We start from the raw sequence: 22,112 nt of genomic DNA on the forward strand, positions 1-22,112 counted from the left end.
AAGGACAGGGCTGTTGTGAAAACATGACGTACAGCAGTTTGGCCAGCGGGCGGTGTTGTGTATTCTCCGTGACCGTTAGCGGCTGACCATTACAAGAACACTGCCATATGACCCAGAATTGCATGGTGATCGACGCATTACCCGACACGACGAAGCGCGTTCGCAGGCAATTCGCAACCGAGCTCTCCATCGAGCGCACCCGCCTGCTGTATCAAGGCTCCTTGCTACCCACTCTGCTCATGTTGCTCAACGGCCTGCTGTGTGCCTGGCTGCTATGGAGTCCGGCCCGCTACCTGCTGGTGTGCGTGTGGACGCTCTGGCTCCTGGCGTTGGTGGGCCTGCGCGTGATTCAGGTGGCGGCCTTCGAGGCGGCGCCTGCGCCACGGCAGGCGCAACCGAGTTGGTGGCGACTGTTTCTCGGCGGGTCTGCCTTCAGTGGGCTGACCCTGGCCTGTGCCGCGCTCGCCTTGGTGCCGGTGGACAGCTTCGTCCAGCAGGCCTGGGTGTTCGGCTTGCTGGGCGCTGCGGCGCTGTCGGCCAGCGTCGCCTATGCGGTGAGTCTGCCCGCCTTTCTCAGTTTCGTGCTGCCGGGGCTGCTGCCGCCGATCGGCTTTCTCTTCATCTACGAGGATGGCGCGCAGCGCGGCTGGGGTTGGCTGGGTCTGATTCTCTTGGGCGCGCTGTTCGTGGTGGCTTGGCAGATCAATCGCCTGATCGAGAACGGTCTGTTGCGACGCTTCCAGAACCAGGCGTTGATCGAACATCTGCAGCAGGCACAGCGCCAGGGCGAGCGGTTGAACCTGGCGCTGAGTGAGGAGGTCAAGCAGCGCCGTCAGGTCGAAACGCAGCTACGTCATGCCCAGCACTGCCTGGAGCAGCGGGTGAGCGAACGTGGCCGTGAGCTGGACCTCGCGCATCAGGCACTGGGCGCCAGCGCGCAACGCCTGGCTGTGCATGAAGAGCAGCAACGCCTGGCCGCCACGGTGTTCGAGGCCGCCAGCGAAGGCATCGCCATCCTCGACGCACACTTCCAGGTGCTGGCGGTGAACCAGCCCTATTGCACACTCACCGGCCACGCTCGCGAAGAGTTGCTGTCGCGCAACCTGTTGCAACTGCCGAGCAGCCGCGATGCGCAGCGTCACAGCGAGTCGATCCGCGAAGCGTTGCAACAGCAAGGCCGTTGGCAGGGTGAACTGGTCGAGGCACGCAGCAATGGTGAGTTGTACCCTCAGTGGTTGCAGCTCAACGGGGTGCACGACGGCAACGGCAGGCTCAGCAGCATCGTTGCGTTCTGCACCGACCTGTCGACGCGCCGTCAGTCGGAGGAGCGTTTGCGTCATCTGGCTCATTACGATGAACTCACTGGCCTGGCCAACCGCATGCTGTTCCGCCTGCGCCTGGATCAGGCACGCCAGCGGGTTCGGCTCAACGGCCGCACCTTGGCCTTGCTGCACGTGGACCTGGACCGCTTCAAGCTGCTCAATGAAAGCCTAGGTCAGGCGCTGGCCGACCAATTGCTCAGGCAGATGGCGCGACGTCTGGCCAACGCAGTACCCGAGGCCGATACGGTGGCGCGTATATCGGGTGACGAATTCGTGGTGCTGTTCGATGGTTACAGCCATTTGTCGAGCCTGGTGCGGGTCACCACGCGCCTGCTCGACAAGCTGCGTGTCCCGCAGCAGTTGGGTGACCACGAAGTGGTGGTCAGTGCCTCGGTGGGGATCAGCCTGCTGACGGATCCTTCCTGCGACCTTGAGACGCTGCTCAACCAGGCTGACATGGCCAAGCAGCACGCCAAGCACTTGGGCGGTGACTGTTTCCAGTTCTACACCGAGAGCCTGCGCGCCAGCACGCTGGAGCGCCTGCAACTGGAGAACCACTTGCGCAAGGCCTTAGTCGAGAACCAATTGCGGGTGTTCTACCAACCCAAGATGTGCCTGCGCAGTGGCCGTCTGAATGCGGCCGAAGCCCTGGTACGTTGGCAGCATCCGCAGTGGGGCATGGTGCCGCCCAGCGAATTCATCGGGCTGGCGGAAGAAACCGGGCTGATCGCGCCGATGGGCGAATTCGTCCTGCGCCAGGCGTGCTGGCAAGCGTGCGAATGGTTGCGCCAGGGCCGAGACATCCGGGTCTCGGTGAACCTGTCGGTGTACCAGTTGCGCCAGGGCAAGGTGGTCAGTCTGGTCCGTCAGGTACTGGAAGAGACCGGGTTGGCGCCGCATCTACTGGAACTGGAACTCACCGAAAGCCAGTTGCTCGACAACGTCGAGCACATCATTGCCACGTTCGAACAATTGCATGCGCTAGGGGTGAAGCTGGCGATCGATGACTTCGGCACGGGCTATTCGTCGCTGAGCTACCTGAAGCGCTTCCCGGTGGATTACGTGAAGATCGACCAGGCATTCATCCGTGGCCTGCATGAGGGCAACCAGGATGCCGCGATCATCCGGGCGATCATCGGCATGGCCAAGAGTCTGGGGCTCGAAGTGGTGGCCGAGGGCGTGGAAACCCCAGAGCAATTGTCGTTCCTGCGTGAGCAGGGATGCGACGAGGTCCAGGGTTACCTGATCAGTCGTCCATTGGAGGCCGAGGCTTTCGAGAAACTGCTGCAGCAATGACCGTCGGCGAGTCGTTCCCGCAATGGGTCGGCCGCGTCAGTTCTGCGCGTTCACGCGCAAGGTTTCGATTGCCTTACCGTCGTGGAGGACGACGACCAGGCGTACCGGGTAGCCGAAGTCTTTTTCGAACACCACCGGTTTGTCAGTCATCACCGCGAGGTGAATCCCGTCCTCCTGCTCCAGGACCAGATCCAGATTCAAGTTGGATGACCTGTCCTGAATGCGCGATGGCACCAGCAGCGGGGTGACCCCAGGGTTGGCCACGGTGACTGTGGCTTCAACGCGCAGCAATGTGTCGGTTTGCGTTGCAGTCCAATGCTTCGATTCGGTCATGAGGGTTTTTCCTGCGATAGGCGTTACGCGGAATGCGTCGCTTCAACGAACGATGCGTCTTGGCAGACCGCGATTGCAGGACGAAAGATTTCAGTCATGCCACTGCCTTCCCTGGTTCGCCAGCAGGCTGTTGGCCTGTTCCGGCCCATCGCTGCCGGCCGGGTAAGGGCGGGGCGCCTGGAAGTGCGCTTCCCAGCCCTTGAGGATCGGGTCGATCCAGGCCCAGGCCGCTTCCACCTCGTCGCGGCGCATGAACAGGGTGGAATCGCCCTCCAGGATATCCAGCAGCAGGCGCTCATAGGCGTCCCAGCGGCGGGTGTGGCCGAACGCCTGGGCCAGGTTCAGGTCCAGGTCGACCGGGGCCAGGTGCATGCCCTTGCCAGGGCGCTTGGTCATCATGCGCAGGCTGATGCGCTCTTCGGGTTGCAGCCGGATCAGCAACTGGTTGACCTGTTGACCGGCGAACAGCGCGTGGGGTACCGGCTTGAACTGAATGACGATCTGCGATGAACGCCGCGCCATGCGCTTGCCGGTACGCAGGTAGAACGGCACCCCGGCCCAGCGCCAGTTCTCGATGTGCGCCTGGACGGCGACGAAGGTTTCGGTGTCGCTGTCGTGGTCCACGTCTTTTTCGAAGTAATAGGCCGGCACCTCCTGACCGCCGATTCGACCGGCGCTGTACTGCCCGCGTACGGTCTGGTCCTGCACGTCCTGGTCGCCGAGTGGACGCAGGGCGCGCAGGATCTTCACCTTCTCGTCGCGCACGGCCTCGGCCTCGAACTGCGCCGGAGGCTCCATGGCCACCAGGCACAGCAACTGCAACAGGTGGTTCTGCAGCATGTCGCGGGTGGCGCCGGCGCGATCGTAGTAGGCACCGCGATTCTCCACGCCGAGGGTTTCGCACACGCTGATCTGCACATGATCGACCTGCGCGTTGCGCCACACCGGCTCCAGCAGCGCGTTGGCGAAACGCAGGGCCATGAGGTTCTGCACGGTTTCCTTGCCCAGGTAGTGATCGATGCGAAACACCTGGGATTCCTCGAATACAGCACCGATGGCGTGATTGATCGCTTGGGCCGACGCCAGCGAATGGCCGATGGGCTTTTCCAGCACGATGCGCGCTTCCGGGTCGGCCAGGCCTGCCAGGCGCAGGTGGCCGGCGATCGAGGCAAACAGACTGGGCGCGGTGGCCAGGTAGAAGATTCGCGTGAGGCCACCCGGTTCGCCAAGATAGCGGGCCAGGCGGACGAAGTCGGCGCCTTGGGCGGCGTCCATGGCGAAGTAGTCCAGGCGCGCGCAGAAGCGTCGCCACAGTTCGTCGTCGAAGTCGGCAGGGGCGATCTGCGCCCGGCCATGACGCTCGACGCGCTTGAGGTAGTCGCGACGCGACAGTGGCTGGCGGGCCAGGGCGATGATACGTACGGCATTGTGCAGGCGGTTTTGGCGATACAACTGATAGAGCGCCGGCAGCAGCTTGCGCAGGGCCAGATCGCCAGTACCGCCGAAAACCAAGATGTCGCAGGGAATACTCAAGCCACCACGCTCCCACGTTCGTTTAGCTGGGCGGTCCGCCGGTCATGTAGTATAACTACAAGATAGCTACATCCCCGGCCAGCCGATCATAACCGAGTCAAGCCTGTGAATCTGTTGCAACACATCGCCCAATCGCGCCATCTGCTGCGCAAATCGGAACTGAAAGTGGCCGACCATGTGCTGCTCGATCCGGCTGCCGTCATGCACAGCTCAATGGCCGATCTGGCGCATAACGTCGGTATCAGCGAGCCGACCATCGTGCGTTTCTGCCGGGCCATCGGCTGCTCCGGGTTCCAGGATCTCAAGCTCAAGCTGGCGCAGAGCCTGGCGGCGGGCGCCAGCTTCGGACAGTTCGCCATCCATGAAGACGACTCGGTGGCCGACTACAGCCTGAAGATCTTCGACACTACGCTGCACACGCTGATGGAGGTGCGCGAGCACCTCGACCCGCAGGCCCTGCAGCAGGCGGTCAGCGCCATGGCCCAAGCCCAGCGCGTGGAGTTCTACGGTTTCGGTGCCTCAGGCGCAGTGGCCGCCGACGCTCAGCACAAGTTCTTCCGCTTGTTGCTCAGTGCGGCGGCCTATTCGGACCCGCACATGCAGGCCATGTCCGCGGTCACGCTCAAGCCGGGCGACGTGGCGGTGTGCATCTCCCAGTCGGGGCGCTCCAAGGACCTGCTGATCACCGCGAATCTGGTGCGCGAAAGCGGCGCCAACCTCATCACCCTGTGCCCCAGCCAAACCCCATTGGCGGAACTCTCGACCGTCAACCTGGCCATCGATGTGCACGAAGACACCGAAATCTACACCCCGCTGACGTCACGCATCGCCCACCTGGTGGTGATCGACGTGCTGGCGATGGGCGTGGCCATGGCGCGTGGCCCGAGCCTGGTGAATCACCTCAAGAGCGTCAAGCGCAGCTTGCGCAGCCTGCGGCTGTCGCCCAAGTCGATCAAGGCGACCGACGACTGAGTGCGCTTGCGTGACGGCGACCCGCAAAATTCATCGGCCTGTCACCAATCGGTAAAGCGCGCTCGCCACCCTGAAGCTCCCGCATCCGATCTGGGAGACAGGCAATGGCAAACGATCACTTCGGTTCGTACCAACCCAACGCCAAGGCTCGCAAGCAGGCTGAAAAGGATCAGCGTCGCATGGAATATCGCCGTGCGATCGAAAGCTATTGCGACCAGCGTCAATTGCTTCGTGAAATCGCCGATTACCCCGAATTGCAAGACATCACGGTGTGGCAAGTGGTGCCGGCAGCTTCCCAGAAAATCGCTCCACCAGCCCACTGATCGTCGCCCGTTCGCTGCGAATGAACGCCAGGAAGGCCAAGGCAACCGGCGACTGTCGCTTGGCCTTGGCCTGTACCACGCACCAACTGCGAAACAGCGGCAGTTCTTCCACCGGCAGCTCGCGCAGCAGGCCGGTGGCCAACTCCATGTTCACCGCGTGTCGCGTCAGCAGGGCGATGCCCAGACCGGCGATCACGCTCTCTCGTTGAGCCTCGGCAGACGCCACTTCGAGGGTCTGGGTAAAGTGCACGCGCTTGTCCTTGAAGTATTCCTCGCAGGCTTTGCGCGTGCCTGAACCCTGTTCGCGGACCAGCAGCGTGTGAGATTCCAGATCTTGCAAGCGCAGGCGCTCGGGCTGTGACAGCGGATGATCCGGCGGCGCTACGGCGATGATCGGGTTGTTGAGGAAGGGCAGGAACTCCAGGCCCATGTCCTGGGGCACCATCGACATGATGATCAGATCGTCGCGGTTGTCCGACAGCCGCCGAATCGCCTGGGCGCGATTGACCACCGTCAGCGTGAGGTTGACCTCAGGATGGCGTCGCTTGAACGCCGCGAACAGATGAGGCACGAAGTGCTTGGCGCTGGATTCGATCGCCAGCTTCAACTGCCCTTGCAGTGAGCCCTGCATATCCGACAGCTGCATGTCGAAGTTCTCCAGCCGGCCGAAGATGTCCCGGCTGGCCCGTTGCAGTGCCTCGGCCGCTTCGGTCAGGTACAACTTCTTGCCCACATACTCGAACAGCGGCTGACCCACCAGCTCCTCAAGCTGACGGATTTGCAGGCTGACGGCCGGTTGCGTGAGCGACATTTCTTCGGCCGCGCGGCTGTAGGAGCGCAGGTCGCACACCTCATTGAAGATCTGCAGTTGACGCAACGTCATACGCATCAATGACTTACGCATTTTTTCCGGTACCTCGGCAATACCCTGTTACCGAACTATAAGCTTTTGCTAATACTGCCTCTAACAAATATTGATTTTTGTTTATCGAACAGCGGCGCTAGCTTTGAACGTGCGACTGGCCAGCAGCGTCTGGTCACGCGCCGACCGGTGTATCCGGATCGTCTGTTCGAACGGCTTTGGGAAGACTCCAGTGATAAAAAAAATCCTGATCGCCAACCGGGGTGAAATCGCAGTCCGCATCGTGCGTGCCTGCGCCGAGATGGGCATCCGCTCCGTCGCGATCTTTTCCGATGCCGACCGGCATGCCTTGCACGTCAAGCGCGCCGACGAGGCCTACAGCATCGGTGCCGAGCCGCTGGCCGGTTACCTGAACCCGCGCAAGCTGGTGAACCTGGCTGTGGAAACCGGTTGCGACGCCCTGCATCCGGGCTACGGCTTCCTGTCGGAAAATGCTGAACTTGCGGAAATCTGCGCCGAGCGTGGGATCAAGTTCATCGGTCCGGCCGCCGAGGTCATCCGCCGCATGGGCGACAAGACCGAAGCACGGCGCACCATGATCCAGGCCGGGGTGCCCGTCACGCCTGGCACCGAAGGCAACGTGGCCGATATCCACGAGGCCCTGCGCGAAGGCGACCGCATCGGTTACCCGGTGATGCTCAAGGCCACTTCCGGTGGCGGCGGACGCGGTATTCGCCGCTGCAACAGCCGCGAGGAACTGGAACAGAACTTCCCACGGGTGATTTCCGAGGCGACCAAGGCCTTCGGCTCGGCCGAGGTGTTCCTGGAAAAGTGCATCGTCAATCCCAAGCACATCGAGGCGCAGATCCTCGGCGACAGCTTCGGCAACGTGGTGCACCTGTTCGAACGTGACTGCTCGATCCAGCGCCGCAACCAGAAGCTCATCGAGATCGCCCCGAGCCCGCAGCTCACCCCTGAGCAGCGCGCCTACATCGGCGACCTGGCGGTGCGCGCCGCCAAGGCGGTGAATTACGAGAACGCTGGCACCGTGGAGTTTCTGCTCGCCGAGGGCGAGGTGTACTTCATGGAGATGAACACGCGGGTGCAGGTAGAGCACACCATCACCGAGGAAATCACCGGTATCGACATTGTCCGCGAGCAGATCCGCATTGCCTCGGGCGAGCCGTTGTCGGTCAAGCAAGAAGACATCGTGCACCGCGGCTTTGCGCTGCAGTTTCGCATCAATGCCGAAGACCCGAAGAACAACTTCCTGCCCAGCTTCGGCAAGATCACCCGTTACTACGCCCCCGGCGGCCCGGGCGTGCGTACCGATACGGCGATCTATACCGGCTACACCATTCCGCCGTTCTACGACTCGATGTGCCTGAAGCTGGTGGTCTGGGCGCTGACCTGGGAAGAGGCCATGGATCGCGGTTTGCGGGCTTTGGACGACATGCGCGTGCAGGGCGTCAAGACCACCGCCGCGTACTACCAGGAAATCTTGCGCAACCCGGAATTCCGTAGCGGCCAGTTCAATACCAGCTTCGTCGAAAGCCACCCGGAACTGACCAACTACTCGATCAAGCGCAAACCCGAAGAACTGGCTCTGGCCATCGCCGCCGCCATCGCTGCCCACGCCGGCATCTGAATGCAGTGGCAAGCTGCGAGCGGCAAGCTGCAAGTAGAAGCGGATCGGCTTTTCTTGCGGCTTACCGCAACACGCTTGCCGCTAAAAGGAGATAACAATGTCCAAGAAAATCCATGTAACCGACACGATCCTGCGTGATGCCCACCAGTCTCTGCTGGCCACGCGCATGCGCACCGAAGACATGCTGCCGATCTGCGACAAGCTCGACAAAGTAGGCTACTGGTCGTTGGAAGTCTGGGGTGGCGCCACCTTCGACGCCTGTGTGCGCTTCCTCAAGGAAGACCCGTGGGAGCGCCTGCGCCAGTTGCGCGCAGCCCTGCCCAATACGCGCTTGCAGATGCTGCTGCGCGGGCAGAACCTGCTGGGCTATCGCCACTACAGCGACGACGTGGTCAAGGCGTTCGTGGCCAAGGCGGCAGTCAACGGCATCGACGTCTTCCGTATTTTCGATGCCATGAACGACGTGCGTAACCTGCGCGTGGCCATCGAAGCGGTGAAGGCGGCTGGCAAGCACGCACAAGGCACCATCGCCTACACCACCAGCCCGGTGCACACCATCGACGCCTTCGTGAAGCAGGCCCAGCAGATGGAAGCCATGGGGTGCGACTCGGTGGCGATCAAGGACATGGCCGGCCTGCTGACCCCATTCGCGACCGGCGAACTGGTCAAGGCCCTGAAGGCCGAGCAGTCGCTGCCGGTGTTCATCCACTCCCACGACACCGCCGGCCTGGCCGCCATGTGTCAGCTCAAGGCCGTGGAAAACGGCGCGGACCACATTGACACGGCCATCTCCAGCTTCGCCTGGGGCACCAGCCATCCCGGCACCGAATCGATGGTCGCAGCGCTCAAGGGCAGCGAGTTCGACACCGGCCTGGATCTGGAACTGTTGCAGGAAATTGGCCTGTACTTCTATGCCGTGCGCAAGAAGTACCACCAGTTCGAGAGCGAGTTCACCGCCGTGGACACCCGCGTGCAGGTCAATCAGGTACCGGGCGGGATGATTTCCAACCTGGCCAACCAGCTCAAGGAGCAGGGCGCGCTCAACCGCATGAACGAGGTGCTGGCGGAAATCCCACGGGTGCGCGAAGACCTCGGCTTCCCACCACTGGTCACGCCGACCTCGCAGATCGTCGGCACTCAGGCGTTCTTCAACGTGCTCGCCGGCGAGCGCTACAAGACCATCACCAACGAAGTGAAGCTGTACCTGCAGGGCGGCTACGGCAAGGCCCCAGGTGTGGTCGATGAGCAACTGCGGCGCCAGGCGATTGGCAGCGAAGACGTGATCGATGTGCGTCCGGCCGACCTGCTCAAGCCTGAAATGGCCAAGCTGCGCGCCGAGATCGGCAATCTGGCGCACAGCGAAGAGGACGTGCTGACCTTCGCCATGTTCCCGGACATCGGTCGCAAGTTCCTCGAGGAACGCCAAGCCGGCACGCTCAAGCCCGAAGTGCTGCTGCCGATTCCCGAAGCCGGCGCCGCCGCCTCGGTGGGCGGTGAGGGTGTGCCGACCGAGTTCGTCATCGACGTGCACGGCGAGACGTACCGCGTGGACATCACCGGTGTCGGGGTCAAGGCCGAAGGCAAGCGCCATTTCTATCTGTCGATCGATGGTATGCCGGAAGAAGTGGTGTTCGAACCGCTCAACGACTTCGTCAGCGGCGGCAGCAGCAAGCGCAAGCAGGCCAGCGCGCCGGGCCATGTCAGCACCACCATGCCGGGCAACATCGTCGATGTGCTGGTCAAGGAGGGCGATGTGGTCAAGGCCGGGCAGGCGGTGCTGATCACTGAGGCCATGAAGATGGAGACCGAAGTGCAGGCGGCCATCGCCGGTAAGGTCGTGGCCATCCATGTCGCCAAAGGCGACCGGGTCACGCCGGGTGAGATCCTGATCGAAATCGAGGGCTGATACGCAGCGCTCGAGGGTGAAGCGGTTACCTCATGGGGAGCGAAGGCTCCCCTTTTTTTGCGGTGCGTTTTAGTGCAGATGGAAACGCAAGATGAGGTCTAGATGCACTAAAATGCAGATCTGAAGTGGTGATCGCTTAGAATCTGCACTATCTTGCAGTTGTGCACGGTTTTTTGACTTACAAGATGCATTAAATTGCAGGTGATTGATGGATAGACTCACGCTCCAACTACACGATCAGGGCAAGTGGCACGATGCGCTCACGCTTGTTTTTGCCTATCCCGACGACGCCTACCAGCGGTTGCGTCAGGACGCACGGCAGTTGTCCGCCTTGCCGGATATTCTTGCCGGCCTGGGACTTACCGATGTTGTGATGAATCATCCGTCAATTGCGCTGGGCAAGCTTGAGCGTCGACTGGTGCAGTGGGGGTTGGCATGACGGTGTCCATCGATGCTCGTGGTCTGATGATCGACAGCGTTCGCGAGGGCATCGCCGACGGCAGCCTGGAATTGGGCGCTGCCGTGCGGCGGTTGCGTCTGGAGGTGGCGAAGATGCAACAGGCGCAGTTCGCGCGCATCTGCAAGATTTCTGTGCGCACGCTCATTCAGATCGAGCAGGGCGACGGCAACCCTACGCTCAAGTCCCTGAACGCGGTATTCAAACCGTTCGGTTTGCAGATGGGTCTGGTCAGGCGCGCAAGCCGGATCAGGTAGCGCTGCCAGCGCCGTCGCTTGCCCGTCGACAGTCTTCCAGCGTTCGCACCTGACCTTCCGGCCGCTGGTTCTCGGCCGCCAACCAGCGCTCGAAACCGGCTGCCACCTGCGGCCATTGCCCGTCGGTGATCGCATACCACGCCGTATCGCGGTTGCGGCCCTTCACCACCATGTGTTGCCGGAACACCCCCTCGAAGACGAAACCGAAGCGCTGTGCGGCGCGCTTGGAGCGGGCGTTGGCGTCGTTGCACTTCCATTCCAGCCGGCGATTGCCCAGTTCGAATCCAAGCTTGCCCAGCAGGTACACCGCTTCGGTGCCCTTGGGCGTGCGCTGCATCGCGGCGCCGAAGGCGATGTGGCCGAGTTCGAAGCGACCGTGGTCGGGCACCATCGACATGTAGCTGAGCAGGCCTTGGGCCTGATCACTGTTTTTGTCGATCACGCTGTAGAACAGCGGATCTGCACTGGCGGCATGGCCGTGCAGCCAGCGGTCGAAGGCGGCGCGCTCGGTGAAGGGGCCATAGGGTAGATAGTCCCACAGAGCGGGGTCGGCGTCCGGACCTTGCAGGACTTCCCAGAGGTCGTCGCCGTGGCGCGCCGGGTCGAGTTTTTCCAGGCGGATGAAGCGCCCCTCCAGGGGCGCAGCATTGGGAGTCCTGGCAGGTGTCCAGTTCAGTGCGTCAGTCATGGCGCTTACAACCCTTTGCGGAATTGGATGAAGCCTGGCCGTTCGGCCACCTGTTGGTAAAGGCCGATGGCTGTGGCGTTGGTTTCGTGGGTCAGCCAGTGCACCTTGATGCAGCCGGCGGCCTTGGCCGTGGCACAGACATGCTCGATCAACTGACGACCGATGCCCAGGCCGCGCTGCTGTGGGTCGACGTACAGATCCTGCAAGTAGCAGGCGTTCTCGATGCTCCAGTTGGAACGATGGTAGATGAAGTTGACCATGCCCACCGCCTTGCCATCGACCCAGGCCAGTGTCGAATGGGTGGGTTCGCTGGGGTCGAGCAGCCGCTGCCAGCTGTTGGCGCTGACCTCCTCGGCCAGGGTGGTTTCGTAGAAGCGCAGGTAGGCCTGCCACAGCGGCAGCCAGGCGGCGTGATCTTCGGCGCGGACAGGGCGCAGCGTGACGGTGGACATGGGCATTCTCCTTTAGAGCGAGCGCATATGCGCGGCAAGTGATTGGTCGAGTGGGTCGCGGCTGTCGGCCAGGCCAGCGTGAACGCCCTGGATGTCCGCCGCGCTGCGGTTCTGGCTGAGCTTGCGCGCGCCCTGTAGGCGGGCGATCGGCAGACGGATACCGACGATGGCGCGCAGCATGCCGTCGATGTAGTCGGCTGGCGCATCGGCCACCGCCCAGGGCTCGCTGCGGCCCTGCTCGTGCAGGTCGGTCAGGCGGCTGACGATCTGCAGCAGCGACTCGGCGTCGTGCATGACATCGACCGGACCGTAGGCATGCACCGCGACGTAGTTCCAGGTCGGCACCACCTTGGGATCGTCGTGCTTGCTCGGGTAATAGCTGGGGCTGACGTAGGCATCCGCACCTGCAAACACCAGCAGCGCCTCGCCGCCGCGCTGCAGGTCCTGCCACTGGCGATTGGCTCGCGCCAGGTGGCCGTAGACCGTGCCGAACTCGCCCTCATCGGTGTCCAGCAGTACCGGCAGATGAGTGGCCAGCAGGCCGTGGTCGCCGTGGCTGATCAAGGTGGCGAGGCGGGCGCTCTGCATGTGCTGGTGCAGACGCTGAAGGTCGTGATCCTGGAAGGGTTTGGCGATGTGCATGATGAAAGTCCTTGTTCAGTGGGGACCATCCTAGGCAGGCTATTGGTCTGGTGTAAGAGCCATTGAAGTCTATTTTCATAGGTCCAATTTCATGACTGAGCGCGCACTCGTATCGTCTTTCGACCCAGCCGGAATCGTTTTGGACCGGCGCCGCGGGCTCAGCCAGCAGCTGTATCAGGCGCTGCGCGCAAGGGTGCTGGATGGCCGCCTGAGCAGTGGTACGCGCCTGCCGGCCACCCGTGACCTGGCGTCGATGCTGGCGCTGTCGCGCAACAGCGTGGTGCGTGCCTACGATCAGCTGTATGCCGAAGGCTTCATTGAAAGCCGGGTCGGCGATGGCACGTATGTGAGTCGGCTGGAAAAACTGTCCACACAGTTATCAACAAGGTTATCCCAGGGGTTATCAACAGGTTTATCCACATTTTCGTCTTCTGATACTGAGCATTTATCCAGCTCGACGCGTTCCAGTGCGCCGCTCGAGCGCCTTGCCAGCCATCATCTTTCACTGCCTCGAACCGATGCGCCGCGGGCATTTCGACTGGGCATGCCGGCAGTCGACCTGTTTCCGTTCGAGGTCTGGGCCAAGCTACAGGCGGGTTTCTGGCGAAATCCCGATCCCGCTGTGCTCGGCTATGGTGATCCGGCGGGCGAGCCACTGCTGCGCGAACTGATCGCCGCCTACATGCGTCGCTCGCGCGGGCTGTCGTGCACGGCTGAACAAATTGTGATCACCAGTGGTGCGCAGCAGGCCATCAGCCTTTGTGCACAGCTCCTGTTGCAGCCGGGCGATGAGGTGGCTGTGGAAAACCCAGGCTATCGTGCGGCTCGGCATGCGTTCGCCCTGGCCGGTGCTTCGCTGCGCGGCGTGCCGGTGGACGAGCAGGGGCTGGAATGCGAGCGGCTGGCGGATTGGCCTGATTGTCGATTGGTCTATGTGACGCCCGCGCACCAGTACCCGACCGGCGTCACCCTGAGCCTGGCGCGGCGCCTGGCGTTGCTGGCCTGGGCCGAGCGCCATGACGGCTGGATCGTCGAGGACGATTACGACGGCGAGTACCGCTACAGCGGCGCGCCGTTGGCCCCGCTGGCGGCGCTGGACAGGCAGCAGCGGGTGATCTACGTCGGCACCTTCGGCAAGATCGCCTTTCCGGCCATGCGCTTGGGCTACCTGGTACTGCCGCCGCGACTGGTCGAGCCGTTCAGCCAGGCACGCGCGCTGGCAGTGCGACACTCCGAGGTCGGTACTCAATGTGTGATGGCGCAATTCATGGCTCAGGGACACTTTCAGCGTCACATCCGCCGCATGCGTCGGGCGGCCCTGGCCCGTCGCGACGTGCTGAAGGCGGGCTGGCCCAAGGATGTTTCGGGATTGGGCACCATGCCGGAAGTGGCGGCAGGCCTGCATGTGAAGGTGGATGTGGATAACGTTGCCCGGGAAACGCAATTGGTGGCGCAAGCCGAGGCAGTGGGGGTTGAAGTGCAGGCGCTTAGCCCGTATTGGCTTGAGAACGGCGAAGCGCCTGTGGATAAGTGCGCGGGTCTGGTGCTGGGTTTCGCCGCGGTTCCCGAGCCGGAGATCGCCGAGGCCTTGCTGCGGTTACGCAAGGCCTGGCGCTAACCACCGGCAGAGGTAGGACTCAGGTTCCCGACTTGATCCGCGTCCAGGCGCGGGTGCGTGCCCGTTCTGCCTCTCGGCTCAGCGGCTTGAGGGTGTACAGCTTGGTCATCGCCTCAGCCGTTGGGTACAGGTTCGGGTTGTTGCGAATGTCCGGGCTGACCTTGTCGGTAGCGTCCTTGTTCGGGTTCGGGTAACCGACGAAGTCGCTGATCGGCGCGATCACCTCAGGCCGCAGCAGGTAGTTGATGAAGGTGTGGGCATCTTCCGGGTTTGCCGCGTTTTTCGGAATCGCCAGCATGTCGAACCAGATCGGCGCGCCTTCCTTGGGCAGGCGCATGTCCACCACCACACCGTTCTTGGCTTCGCGAGCGCGGTTGGCCGCCTGGGAGAAGCTGCCGGAGTAACCCACGGCCACGCAGATATCGCCATTGGCGATGTCGGCCATGTACTTGGACGAGTGGAAGTAGGTGACGTACGGACGAATCTTCAGCAGCAGCGCCTCGGCCTTCTTGTAATCGGCCGGATTATCGCTGTTGGGCGGCAGGCCCAGGTATTGCAGCGCCAGCGGCAGGATCTCCGAGGGGGAATCGAGCAACGCCACGCCGCATTGCTTGAGCTTGGCGATGTTTTCTTCCTTGAAGATCAGGTCCCAGCTGTCCACAGGCGCGTTGTCGCCGAGCGCAGCCTTGACCTTGGCTGGGTTGAAGCCGATCAGGATGGTGCCGTACATGTAAGGGACCGCGAAGCGGTTGCCGGGATCGTTGGCCTCGATCAGCTTCATCAGCGCCGGGTCCAGGTGCTGCCAGTTCGGCAGCTTGCTGCGGTCCAGCGGCTGGAACACCCCGGCTTCGATCTGCTTGGCGAGGAACACATTGGACGGCACCACCACGTCATACCCGGAGTTGCCGGTCAGCAGCTTGGCTTCCAGTGCTTCGTTGGTGTCGAAAATGTCGTAGATCAGCTTGACCTGGGCATCCTTCTGGAAGTCCACCAGGGTCTGCGGGGTGATGTAGTCGAACCAGTTGTACACGCGCAGGGTGCGCTGTTCGGCATGGGCCGCAGCACCTCCGGCCAGCAGGCCGACAGCGATGAGTGGGGCAAGCAGACGCTTGAAGGGACGCATGATCAGGCTCCTGTCTGGACGCGCTGGAAACCTTCCAGCACGTTGACCGCGTTGATACCGATTTCCTCGACGGCGTAGCCACCTTCCATCACGAACAGCGTCGGCTTGCCGAGCCGAGCGATGCGCTCGCCCATGGCCAGGTAGTCCGGGCTGTCGAGCTTGAACTGGGAGATCGGGTCGTCCTTGAAGGTGTCCACGCCCAGCGACACCACGATCACCTCGGCGTCGAAAGCGGCGATGCGCTGGCAGGCGTCTTCCAGTGCCGCGCTCCAGGCCGTCCAGTCGCTGCCCGCTGGCAAGGGATAGTTGACGTTGCAGCCCTCGCCGGCGCCTTCGCCGGTTTCGTCGGCATAGCCCAGGAAGAACGGAAATTCATCGGTCGGGTCGCCGTGGATCGAGGCGAAGAATACGTCGTTGCGGGCATAGAAAATGTCTTGGGTGCCGTTGCCGTGGTGGTAGTCCACATCGAGGATGGCGACCTTGCCCTTGCCCTGATCGAGGAAGGCCTGGGCAGCGATGGCGGCGTTGTTCAGGTAGCAGTAGCCGCCCATCACCTCGGCGGCGGCATGGTGTCCTGGCGGACGGCACAGGGCGAAGGCCGAGTGAGCGCCGTTGTGGATGGCGACCTGAGCCGTCAGAGCCACTTGGGCTGCGCTGTAGGCGGCCTGCCAGGTGCCGGCGGTGATGGGCGCGCCGCCGTCGAAACTGTAGTAGCCCAGTTCGCCATGCAGGCCGCGTGGCTTGATGGGGCGCAAGGTGCGTGCCGGCCAGGTGAAGGGCAGCAGGTCGCCCTCCTGGTTCATCGCCGCCCAGCGGGCCCAAGCACCTTCGAAGAAGTCCAGGTAGGCGGCGCTGTGGACGCGCAGCAGGGGCTCACGGCCGAAGTCGGTGGGCGCCTGGATCGGACCCAATTCGCGCTGCTTGACGCGGTCGAGTACATGATCGGCGCGTGATGGCATCTCGAAGCACGGCATCAGCTTGCCGTCGATCAGCTCGCAGCGGCCGTGGTGCAGGCGGTGATCGTCGGAATAGATCGTCAGCATTTGTTGTTCTCCGCAGGGACTGGCGTGAATTCATTGTGATGGGCAAGCCAGAGGGGGTGAACGTCGCAAACGGCCAAAAGGGGATCGATGTGGCCACTGTCGATGGCCGGATCGGGGCCGTGGGGGATCATTCAGGCCGCGTCCAGCGGTTTGGATCAGCCGCGAAAATGACTGGGCGCTACGCCGCTCCAACGCTGGAAGGCATGCCGGAAGCTGGCCGTCTCGCTGAAACCGAGCGTCTCGGCGATGCGGTAGATGGGCATGTGATCCTCGGCCAACAGCTGTTTGGCGCGCTCGAAACGCAGTTCGTCGAGCAACTGCTGGTAACTGCTGCCCAGCGCCTGCAAGTGGCGGCGCAGGGTCCGCGAGGAGCAGTTCATCTGCTGCGCCAGGCCCTCCAGCCCAGGCGCCGCGTCGAGTTGCTTGAGCAGCAACTGGCGGATGCGCCCAAGCCAGGCCTGGCGTCCTGTGAACTCCAGGTTCAGGCGGCGGCACCGTTCGGCCATGGCCTTGTGGGTAATGGGGTCGGCGAGTGGCAAGGGCATGTCGAGCCAGCGCCGTTCGAAGGCGACGGCGTTGTCTTGCGCGCGGAATTCCAGGGGGCACTGGAATGCACCGGCATAGAGCGGGTGATAGGCCGGGCGCGCGTGTTCGAAGCGGGCGGCCAGCAGGGGCAGTGGCCGGCCGAGCAGGTCATCGCAGATGACCTTGAGCGACACCATGCAGAATTCGGCGTTGAACGCTGCCAGGGCTGGCGGCTCGCGATAATCGCTGGCGCTGAGCCAGACGCGCTGGCCGTCGTCGACCAGGCGCAGTTGGAAGATTGTTCCCAGCAGTGCCGGAAAGCGCAGTGCCAGACGCAGGGCGTCACCCAAAGTGGCACTGGAGAGCAGCGCGTAACCGAGCATGCCATAGCAGGACACATGCATGCGCCGGCCCAGTTCCAGGCCGATTTCCGCGCGTCGCGCCACGGCGTTTGCGCAGACCTGCAGTTCCTGCTGGGTGGTGATGCGCGCGTCGGGATGCCCCAGGTCCGCCGGGCCTATGCCGCTGCCATCGAGCAGTTGCGTAGCGTTGCAGCCCTCTTCCTGGAACAGGTTGAGGATCAGCGAAACGGCGTTGAGGGTAGTGAGGTGACTGTGCAGCATGCTCGGCATCCCGGTGCGGTGAGGGCTATTGGCGAGCAAGTTGTGTGCCGCAGGACGCCGACGGGTCGGTGGAGGTGCGAAGCGTGGATAAAAAAAGGGCCCGGCGCTGTGCGCTCGGGCCCTGGAAAGGTTGAGAGGTGTCTAGTCCCTCGACCTGGTGAGACGGTTGCAGCGGTCGGGTTACGCTTTGAGCGGAACCAGACGGGGAGCGATCATGTTTTCCGGACGCAGGATGTCATCGAGCATGGCGTCGTCCAGCAGCTTCTCCTCGCGAACCAGTTCCAGCACGCCACGCCCGGTTTCCAGGGCGACGCGGGCGATACGGGTGGCGTTCTCGTAGCCGATATACGGGTTCAGCGCGGTGACCAGGCCGATGGAGTGCTCGACCAGTTCGCGGCAGCGTTGTTCGTTGGCGGTGATGCCGACGATGCAGTGCTCGCGCAGCATGTCCATGGCGCGCTGCAGCAGGCGGATCGAGTCGAAGATCTTGTAGGCGATCAGCGGCTCCATCACGTTGAGCTGCAACTGGCCGCCTTCGGCCGCGACGGTCAGGGCCAGGTCGTTGCCCATGATGGCGAAGGCCACCTGGTTGACCGCTTCGGGGATGACTGGGTTGACTTTGCCCGGCATGATCGAGCTGCCCGGCTGGCGCGCCGGCAGGTTGATTTCGTTGATGCCGGTGCGCGGGCCGCTGGACAGCAGGCGCAGGTCATTGCAGATCTTCGACAGCTTGACCGCGGTGCGCTTGAGCATGCCGGAGAACAGCACGAAGGCGCCCATGTCGGAGGTGGCTTCGATCAGGTCGGCTGCCGGTACCAGCGGCTGGCCGCTGATGGTGGCCAGGCGCTGCACGGCCAGGGCCTGATAGCCCGGGTCGGCGTTGATGCCGGTGCCGATGGCGGTGCCGCCCAGGTTGATTTCGGTGAGCAGCTCAGGCGCCAGCGAACGCAGACGGTTGAGGTCTTCGGTCATGGTGGTGGCGAAGGCGTGGAATTCCTGGCCGAGGGTCATCGGCACGGCGTCTTGCAGCTGGGTGCGGCCCATCTTCAGGACGTGGTCGAATTCCTTGCCCTTGGCCGCGAAGGCCTGGATCAGGCTGTCGAGGCTGGCCAGCAGGGCGTCGTGACCCAGCAGCAGGCCCAGGCGGATGGCAGTCGGGTAGGCGTCGTTGGTCGACTGCGCCATGTTCACGTCGTTGTTCGGATGCAGGTACTGATACTCACCCTTCTGGTGGCCCATGGCCTCCAGCGCAACGTTGGCGATGACCTCGTTGGCGTTCATGTTGGTGGAGGTGCCTGCACCGCCCTGGATCATGTCGACCACGAACTGCTCGTGATAATCGCCTTTGATCAGGCGGGCGCAGGCTGCGCTGATGGCAGCGTGCTTGGCATCGCTCAGGTGACCCAGCTCACGGTTGGCGTCGGCAGCGGCCTGCTTGACCATGGCCAGGGCCACGACCAGCTTCGGGTAGTGCGACAGCGGAACGCCGGAGAGGTGGAAGTTGTTGGCAGCGCGCAGGGTCTGGATGCCGTAGTAGGCATCGGCAGGGACTTCAAGGGTACCAAGCAGGTCTTTTTCGACACGGAACGATGCAGCGGAGGACATGACTGATATCATCTCGGGTTGGCCCCGGCACTAGCCGGAATGCCGCCAATCCTAGGGATCGACGGGTTTTGCGGCCAATGCTGATGCACGCTAACCTATGCACAAACGGCATACGGTTTGATGTGACGCCGATTGACAATCGAGCGTGTCCCATTTTGGTGCACGCCTGCGGAGCTTCTCGATGAACCTTGAAAGCAAGTGGCTGGAAGACTTCAGTGCCCTGGCCTCGACGCGTAGCTTCTCTCAGGCGGCAGAGCGCCGTTTCGTCACCCAGCCGGCCTTCAGCCGCCGCATCCGCAGCCTGGAAGCTGCGCTCGGGCTGACCCTGGTGAACCGCTCGCGCACGCCCATCGAACTGACCGAGGCCGGACAGCTTTTTCTGGTCACCGCTCGAACCGTTGTCGACCAGTTGAGCGAAGTGCTCCGCCACTTGCACCATTTGGAGGGCGGGCAGGGCGAGGTCATCCAGGTGGCCGCCGCGCATTCCCTGGCCTCCGGCTTCTTCCCGCGTTGGGTGGCGCAGTTGCGCAACGACGGGCTGAACATCGCCACCCGGCTGGTGGCCACCAACGTCGGCGACGCCGTGCATGCCCTGCGTGAAGGCGGTTGCGACCTGATGCTGGCGTTCTATGACCCGGATGCCGCCTTGCAGATGGATGCGGAGATCTTTCCGTCCCTGCACATGGGCACCACCGAGATGCTGCCGGTGTGTGCGGTGGGGGCTGATGGCAAGCCGCTGTTCGACCTGGAAGGCGAGGCCAGCGTGCCGCTGCTGGCCTACAGTGCCGGTGCGTTTCTCGGGCGTTCGGTGAGCCTGCTGCTGCGCCAGCGCAACCTGCGCTACACCACGGTGTACGAGACGGCGATGGCCGACAGCCTCAAGAGCATGGCGCTCGAAGGCATGGGCATCGCCTGGGTGCCGCGCCTGTCGATGCGCGGCGAGCTGGAGCGCGGGGAACTGGTGATCTGCGGCCCCAGCCAGTGGCATGTGCCGCTGGAGATTCGCCTGTACCGCTGCGCGCTGGTGCGCAAGGCCAATGTGCGGTTGCTGTGGCGCAAGCTCGAAGGTGTCGCACAGGGTGTGGCAGTTGACTCGAAAGTCAGCGCAACCCCCGAAAAATAAGGCCGACAGATGGTCGGCAGGGGTGCCTGTGCGGCGCTGGGTTACGGTATACTGCGCGGCCCCTGGACCGGTTGGATCCGGTCATGAACAGCAAACAAGCCACGCCGTCCCGCGTGGCTTGTTGTTTTTTGACGGCGCCCCCGGGCGCACAAGCGAAGAGGCTCGACGATGAGTGCACTGGTTGGCGTGATCATGGGCTCCAAGTCCGATTGGTCCACCCTTAGCCACACCGCCGATATGCTGGAAAAACTCGGCATTCCCTACGAGGTGAAGGTGGTGTCCGCCCACCGCACCCCCGACCTGCTGTTCCAGTACGCCGAACAGGCCGAAGGCCGCGGCATCGAGGTGATCATCGCTGGCGCTGGCGGTGCTGCGCACCTGCCCGGCATGTGCGCCGCCAAGACCCACCTGCCGGTGCTCGGCGTGCCGGTCCAGTCGTCGATGCTGTCGGGTGTCGATTCGCTGCTGTCGATCGTGCAGATGCCGGCCGGTGTGCCGGTCGCTACCCTGGCCATCGGCAAGGCCGGCGCGATCAACGCGGCGCTGCTGTCGGCGAGCATCCTGGGCGCCAAGTACCCGCAGTACCATGCGGCGCTCAAGCAGTTCCGCACCGAGCAGACCGACACCGTTCTGGACAACCCGGACCCACGCCAGGCTTGAGGCTGACGATATGAAGATCGGTGTAATCGGTGGCGGCCAACTGGGCCGCATGCTGGCTCTGGCGGGTACGCCGCTGGGCATGAACTTCGCTTTCCTCGACCCGGCGCCGGATGCCTGCGCGGCACCGCTGGGCGAACACCTGCGCGCCGACTACGGCGACCAGGACCACCTGCGTCAGTTGGCCGACGAAGTCGATCTGGTCACCTTCGAGTTCGAGAGCGTCCCGGCCGAAACCGTCGCCTTCCTCTCGCAGTTCGTGCCGGTCTACCCGAGCGCCGAGGCGCTGCGCATCGCGCGCGATCGCCTGTTCGAGAAGAGCCTGTTCCGCGACCTGGGTATTCCCACCCCGGCCTTCGCCGATATCCTCTCGCAGGCCGACCTCGACGCCGCCGTGGCCAGCATCGGCCTACCGGCCGTGCTCAAGACTCGCACCCTGGGCTACGACGGCAAGGGCCAGAAAGTCCTGCGCACGGCGCAGGACGTGGCAGGCACGTTCGCCGAGTTGGGCAGCGTGCCCTGTCTGCTGGAAGGTTTCGTGCCGTTCACCGGCGAAGTCTCGCTGGTGGCCGTGCGGGGCCGTGACGGCGAGACGCGCTTCTATCCCCTGGTGCACAACACCCACGACAGCGGCATCCTGCGCCTGTCGGTGGCCAGTGTCGCGCACCCGTTGCAGGCCCTGGCCGAAGACTACGTCGCCCGCGTGCTCGAGAAACTCGACTACGTCGGGGTCATGGCTTTCGAGTTCTTCGAGGTGGACGGCGGTCTGAAGGCCAACGAGATCGCCCCGCGGGTGCACAACTCCGGGCACTGGACCATCGAAGGCGCCGAGTGCAGCCAGTTCGAGAACCACCTGCGCGCCGTCGCCGGCCTGCCGCTGGGCTCGACCGCCAAGGTCGGTGAGAGCGCCATGCTCAACTTCATCGGCGAGGTGCCGGCCGTGGACAAGGTGACGGCCATCGACGATTGCCACCTGCACCACTATGGCAAAGCGTTCAAGGTCGGTCGTAAAGTCGGCCACGCCACGCTGCGCTGCAAGGACATGGTTACCCTCCAGGCGAAGATTGCCGAAGTCGAGCAACTGATCGGCGGCTGATCGAACTT

Annotated in this window: 21 protein-coding genes; 11 read left to right on the forward strand and 10 right to left on the reverse strand. The window is 63.3% G+C overall.

Annotated features, from left to right (window positions below):
• The first annotated feature begins 107 nt into the window (after nt 1-107).
• Nucleotides 108-2,618 carry a putative bifunctional diguanylate cyclase/phosphodiesterase gene (locus Q6A47_RS03815; RefSeq protein WP_304483129.1) on the forward strand — a complete coding sequence of 837 codons (2,511 nt, stop codon included), beginning with the start codon at nt 108-110 and terminating at the stop codon, nt 2,616-2,618.
• Between the two features lie 36 nt (nt 2,619-2,654).
• Here the strand turns inward: Q6A47_RS03815 and Q6A47_RS03820 are convergent, their stop codons facing one another.
• Together Q6A47_RS03820 and zwf are read right to left on the reverse strand one after the other, a co-directional pair.
• Nucleotides 2,655-2,951: a hypothetical protein gene (locus tag Q6A47_RS03820; protein WP_304483130.1), complete on the reverse strand. Its 297-nt coding sequence runs from the start codon at nt 2,949-2,951 to the stop codon at nt 2,655-2,657.
• 90 nt (nt 2,952-3,041) lie between these two features.
• Nucleotides 3,042-4,484 carry a glucose-6-phosphate dehydrogenase gene (gene zwf / locus Q6A47_RS03825; RefSeq protein WP_304483132.1) on the reverse strand — a complete coding sequence of 481 codons (1,443 nt, stop codon included), beginning with the start codon at nt 4,482-4,484 and terminating at the stop codon, nt 3,042-3,044.
• Nucleotides 4,485-4,589: 105 nt separating this feature from the next.
• Between zwf and hexR the strand changes: the two genes are divergently transcribed.
• Both hexR and Q6A47_RS03835 read left to right on the forward strand, forming a co-directional pair.
• Entirely contained in the window at nt 4,590-5,456 is an 867-nt protein-coding gene (gene hexR / locus Q6A47_RS03830) for a transcriptional regulator HexR (RefSeq protein WP_039582397.1), read from the forward strand.
• 104 nt (nt 5,457-5,560) lie between these two features.
• Nucleotides 5,561-5,779 carry a PA3496 family putative envelope integrity protein gene (locus tag Q6A47_RS03835; protein WP_029612230.1) on the forward strand — a complete coding sequence of 73 codons (219 nt, stop codon included), beginning with the start codon at nt 5,561-5,563 and terminating at the stop codon, nt 5,777-5,779.
• On the opposite strand, the gene Q6A47_RS03840 is transcribed toward Q6A47_RS03835, so the two are convergent.
• Nucleotides 5,721-6,683 carry a LysR family transcriptional regulator gene (locus Q6A47_RS03840; protein ID WP_304483134.1) on the reverse strand — a complete coding sequence of 321 codons (963 nt, stop codon included), beginning with the start codon at nt 6,681-6,683 and terminating at the stop codon, nt 5,721-5,723. The two genes, Q6A47_RS03835 and Q6A47_RS03840, sit on opposite strands and share 59 nt — an antisense overlap.
• Before the next feature lie 190 nt (nt 6,684-6,873).
• Here Q6A47_RS03840 and Q6A47_RS03845 point away from each other — a divergent pair, with 190 nt between their 5' ends.
• From Q6A47_RS03845 to Q6A47_RS03860, 4 genes are all read left to right on the forward strand, one after another.
• Complete coding sequence (locus tag Q6A47_RS03845) at nt 6,874-8,289, forward strand: acetyl-CoA carboxylase biotin carboxylase subunit (RefSeq protein WP_039582399.1); 1,416 nt, start codon at nt 6,874-6,876, stop codon at nt 8,287-8,289.
• 97 nt (nt 8,290-8,386) lie between these two features.
• Nucleotides 8,387-10,195, forward strand: coding sequence for a sodium-extruding oxaloacetate decarboxylase subunit alpha (gene oadA, locus Q6A47_RS03850; protein WP_039582401.1), 1,809 nt, complete (start codon nt 8,387-8,389; stop codon nt 10,193-10,195).
• A 208-nt stretch (nt 10,196-10,403) separates the two neighbouring features.
• Nucleotides 10,404-10,634, forward strand: a complete 231-nt coding sequence (locus Q6A47_RS03855; protein ID WP_304483135.1) for a hypothetical protein — start codon at nt 10,404-10,406, stop codon at nt 10,632-10,634.
• Nucleotides 10,631-10,909, forward strand: a complete 279-nt coding sequence (locus Q6A47_RS03860; RefSeq protein WP_029612235.1) for a helix-turn-helix transcriptional regulator — start codon at nt 10,631-10,633, stop codon at nt 10,907-10,909. Before Q6A47_RS03855 ends, Q6A47_RS03860 begins: the two co-directional genes overlap by 4 nt.
• Here Q6A47_RS03860 and Q6A47_RS03865 read toward each other — a convergent pair.
• The 3 genes from Q6A47_RS03865 to Q6A47_RS03875 are packed head-to-tail and all read right to left on the reverse strand — an operon-like array spanning nt 10,902 to nt 12,691.
• On the reverse strand, nt 10,902-11,597 hold the full coding sequence (locus tag Q6A47_RS03865) for a GNAT family N-acetyltransferase (RefSeq protein ID WP_304483136.1): 696 nt from the start codon (nt 11,595-11,597) through the stop codon (nt 10,902-10,904). The two genes, Q6A47_RS03860 and Q6A47_RS03865, sit on opposite strands and share 8 nt — an antisense overlap.
• Before the next feature lie 5 nt (nt 11,598-11,602).
• Nucleotides 11,603-12,049, reverse strand: coding sequence for a GNAT family N-acetyltransferase (locus Q6A47_RS03870; protein ID WP_039582407.1), 447 nt, complete (start codon nt 12,047-12,049; stop codon nt 11,603-11,605).
• A 12-nt stretch (nt 12,050-12,061) separates the two neighbouring features.
• Nucleotides 12,062-12,691 (reverse strand): FMN-binding negative transcriptional regulator, encoded by a 630-nt coding sequence (locus tag Q6A47_RS03875; protein ID WP_304483138.1) that lies wholly within the window; start codon nt 12,689-12,691, stop codon nt 12,062-12,064.
• A gap of 91 nt (nt 12,692-12,782) precedes the next feature.
• On the opposite strand from Q6A47_RS03875, the gene pdxR reads away from it, so the two are divergent.
• Entirely contained in the window at nt 12,783-14,309 is a 1,527-nt protein-coding gene (pdxR, locus tag Q6A47_RS03880) for a MocR-like pyridoxine biosynthesis transcription factor PdxR (protein WP_295483278.1), read from the forward strand.
• Nucleotides 14,310-14,328: 19 nt separating this feature from the next.
• Here pdxR and Q6A47_RS03885 read toward each other — a convergent pair whose 3' ends face one another.
• From Q6A47_RS03885 to aspA, 4 genes are all read right to left on the reverse strand, one after another.
• Nucleotides 14,329-15,432, reverse strand: coding sequence for a polyamine ABC transporter substrate-binding protein (locus Q6A47_RS03885; protein ID WP_029612243.1), 1,104 nt, complete (start codon nt 15,430-15,432; stop codon nt 14,329-14,331).
• 2 nt (nt 15,433-15,434) lie between these two features.
• Entirely contained in the window at nt 15,435-16,475 is a 1,041-nt protein-coding gene (locus tag Q6A47_RS03890) for a histone deacetylase family protein (RefSeq protein ID WP_304483140.1), read from the reverse strand.
• A 155-nt stretch (nt 16,476-16,630) separates the two neighbouring features.
• On the reverse strand, nt 16,631-17,623 hold the full coding sequence (locus Q6A47_RS03895; RefSeq protein WP_295483287.1) for an AraC family transcriptional regulator: 993 nt from the start codon (nt 17,621-17,623) through the stop codon (nt 16,631-16,633).
• 180 nt (nt 17,624-17,803) lie between these two features.
• Nucleotides 17,804-19,228 (reverse strand): aspartate ammonia-lyase, encoded by a 1,425-nt coding sequence (aspA, locus tag Q6A47_RS03900; RefSeq protein WP_039582414.1) that lies wholly within the window; start codon nt 19,226-19,228, stop codon nt 17,804-17,806.
• A gap of 181 nt (nt 19,229-19,409) precedes the next feature.
• On the opposite strand from aspA, the gene Q6A47_RS03905 reads away from it, so the two are divergent.
• From Q6A47_RS03905 to Q6A47_RS03915, 3 genes are all read left to right on the forward strand, one after another.
• Entirely contained in the window at nt 19,410-20,351 is a 942-nt protein-coding gene (locus Q6A47_RS03905) for a LysR substrate-binding domain-containing protein (RefSeq protein WP_029612249.1), read from the forward strand.
• A 168-nt stretch (nt 20,352-20,519) separates the two neighbouring features.
• Complete coding sequence (purE, locus tag Q6A47_RS03910) at nt 20,520-21,011, forward strand: 5-(carboxyamino)imidazole ribonucleotide mutase (protein WP_029612250.1); 492 nt, start codon at nt 20,520-20,522, stop codon at nt 21,009-21,011.
• Nucleotides 21,012-21,021: 10 nt separating this feature from the next.
• On the forward strand, nt 21,022-22,104 hold the full coding sequence (locus Q6A47_RS03915) for a 5-(carboxyamino)imidazole ribonucleotide synthase (RefSeq protein WP_304483142.1): 1,083 nt from the start codon (nt 21,022-21,024) through the stop codon (nt 22,102-22,104).
• The last annotated feature ends 8 nt before the right edge of the window (nt 22,105-22,112 follow it).

This window comes from Pseudomonas boreofloridensis (genome assembly GCF_030580795.1).
GTDB lineage: Bacteria > Pseudomonadota > Gammaproteobacteria > Pseudomonadales > Pseudomonadaceae > Aquipseudomonas > Aquipseudomonas boreofloridensis.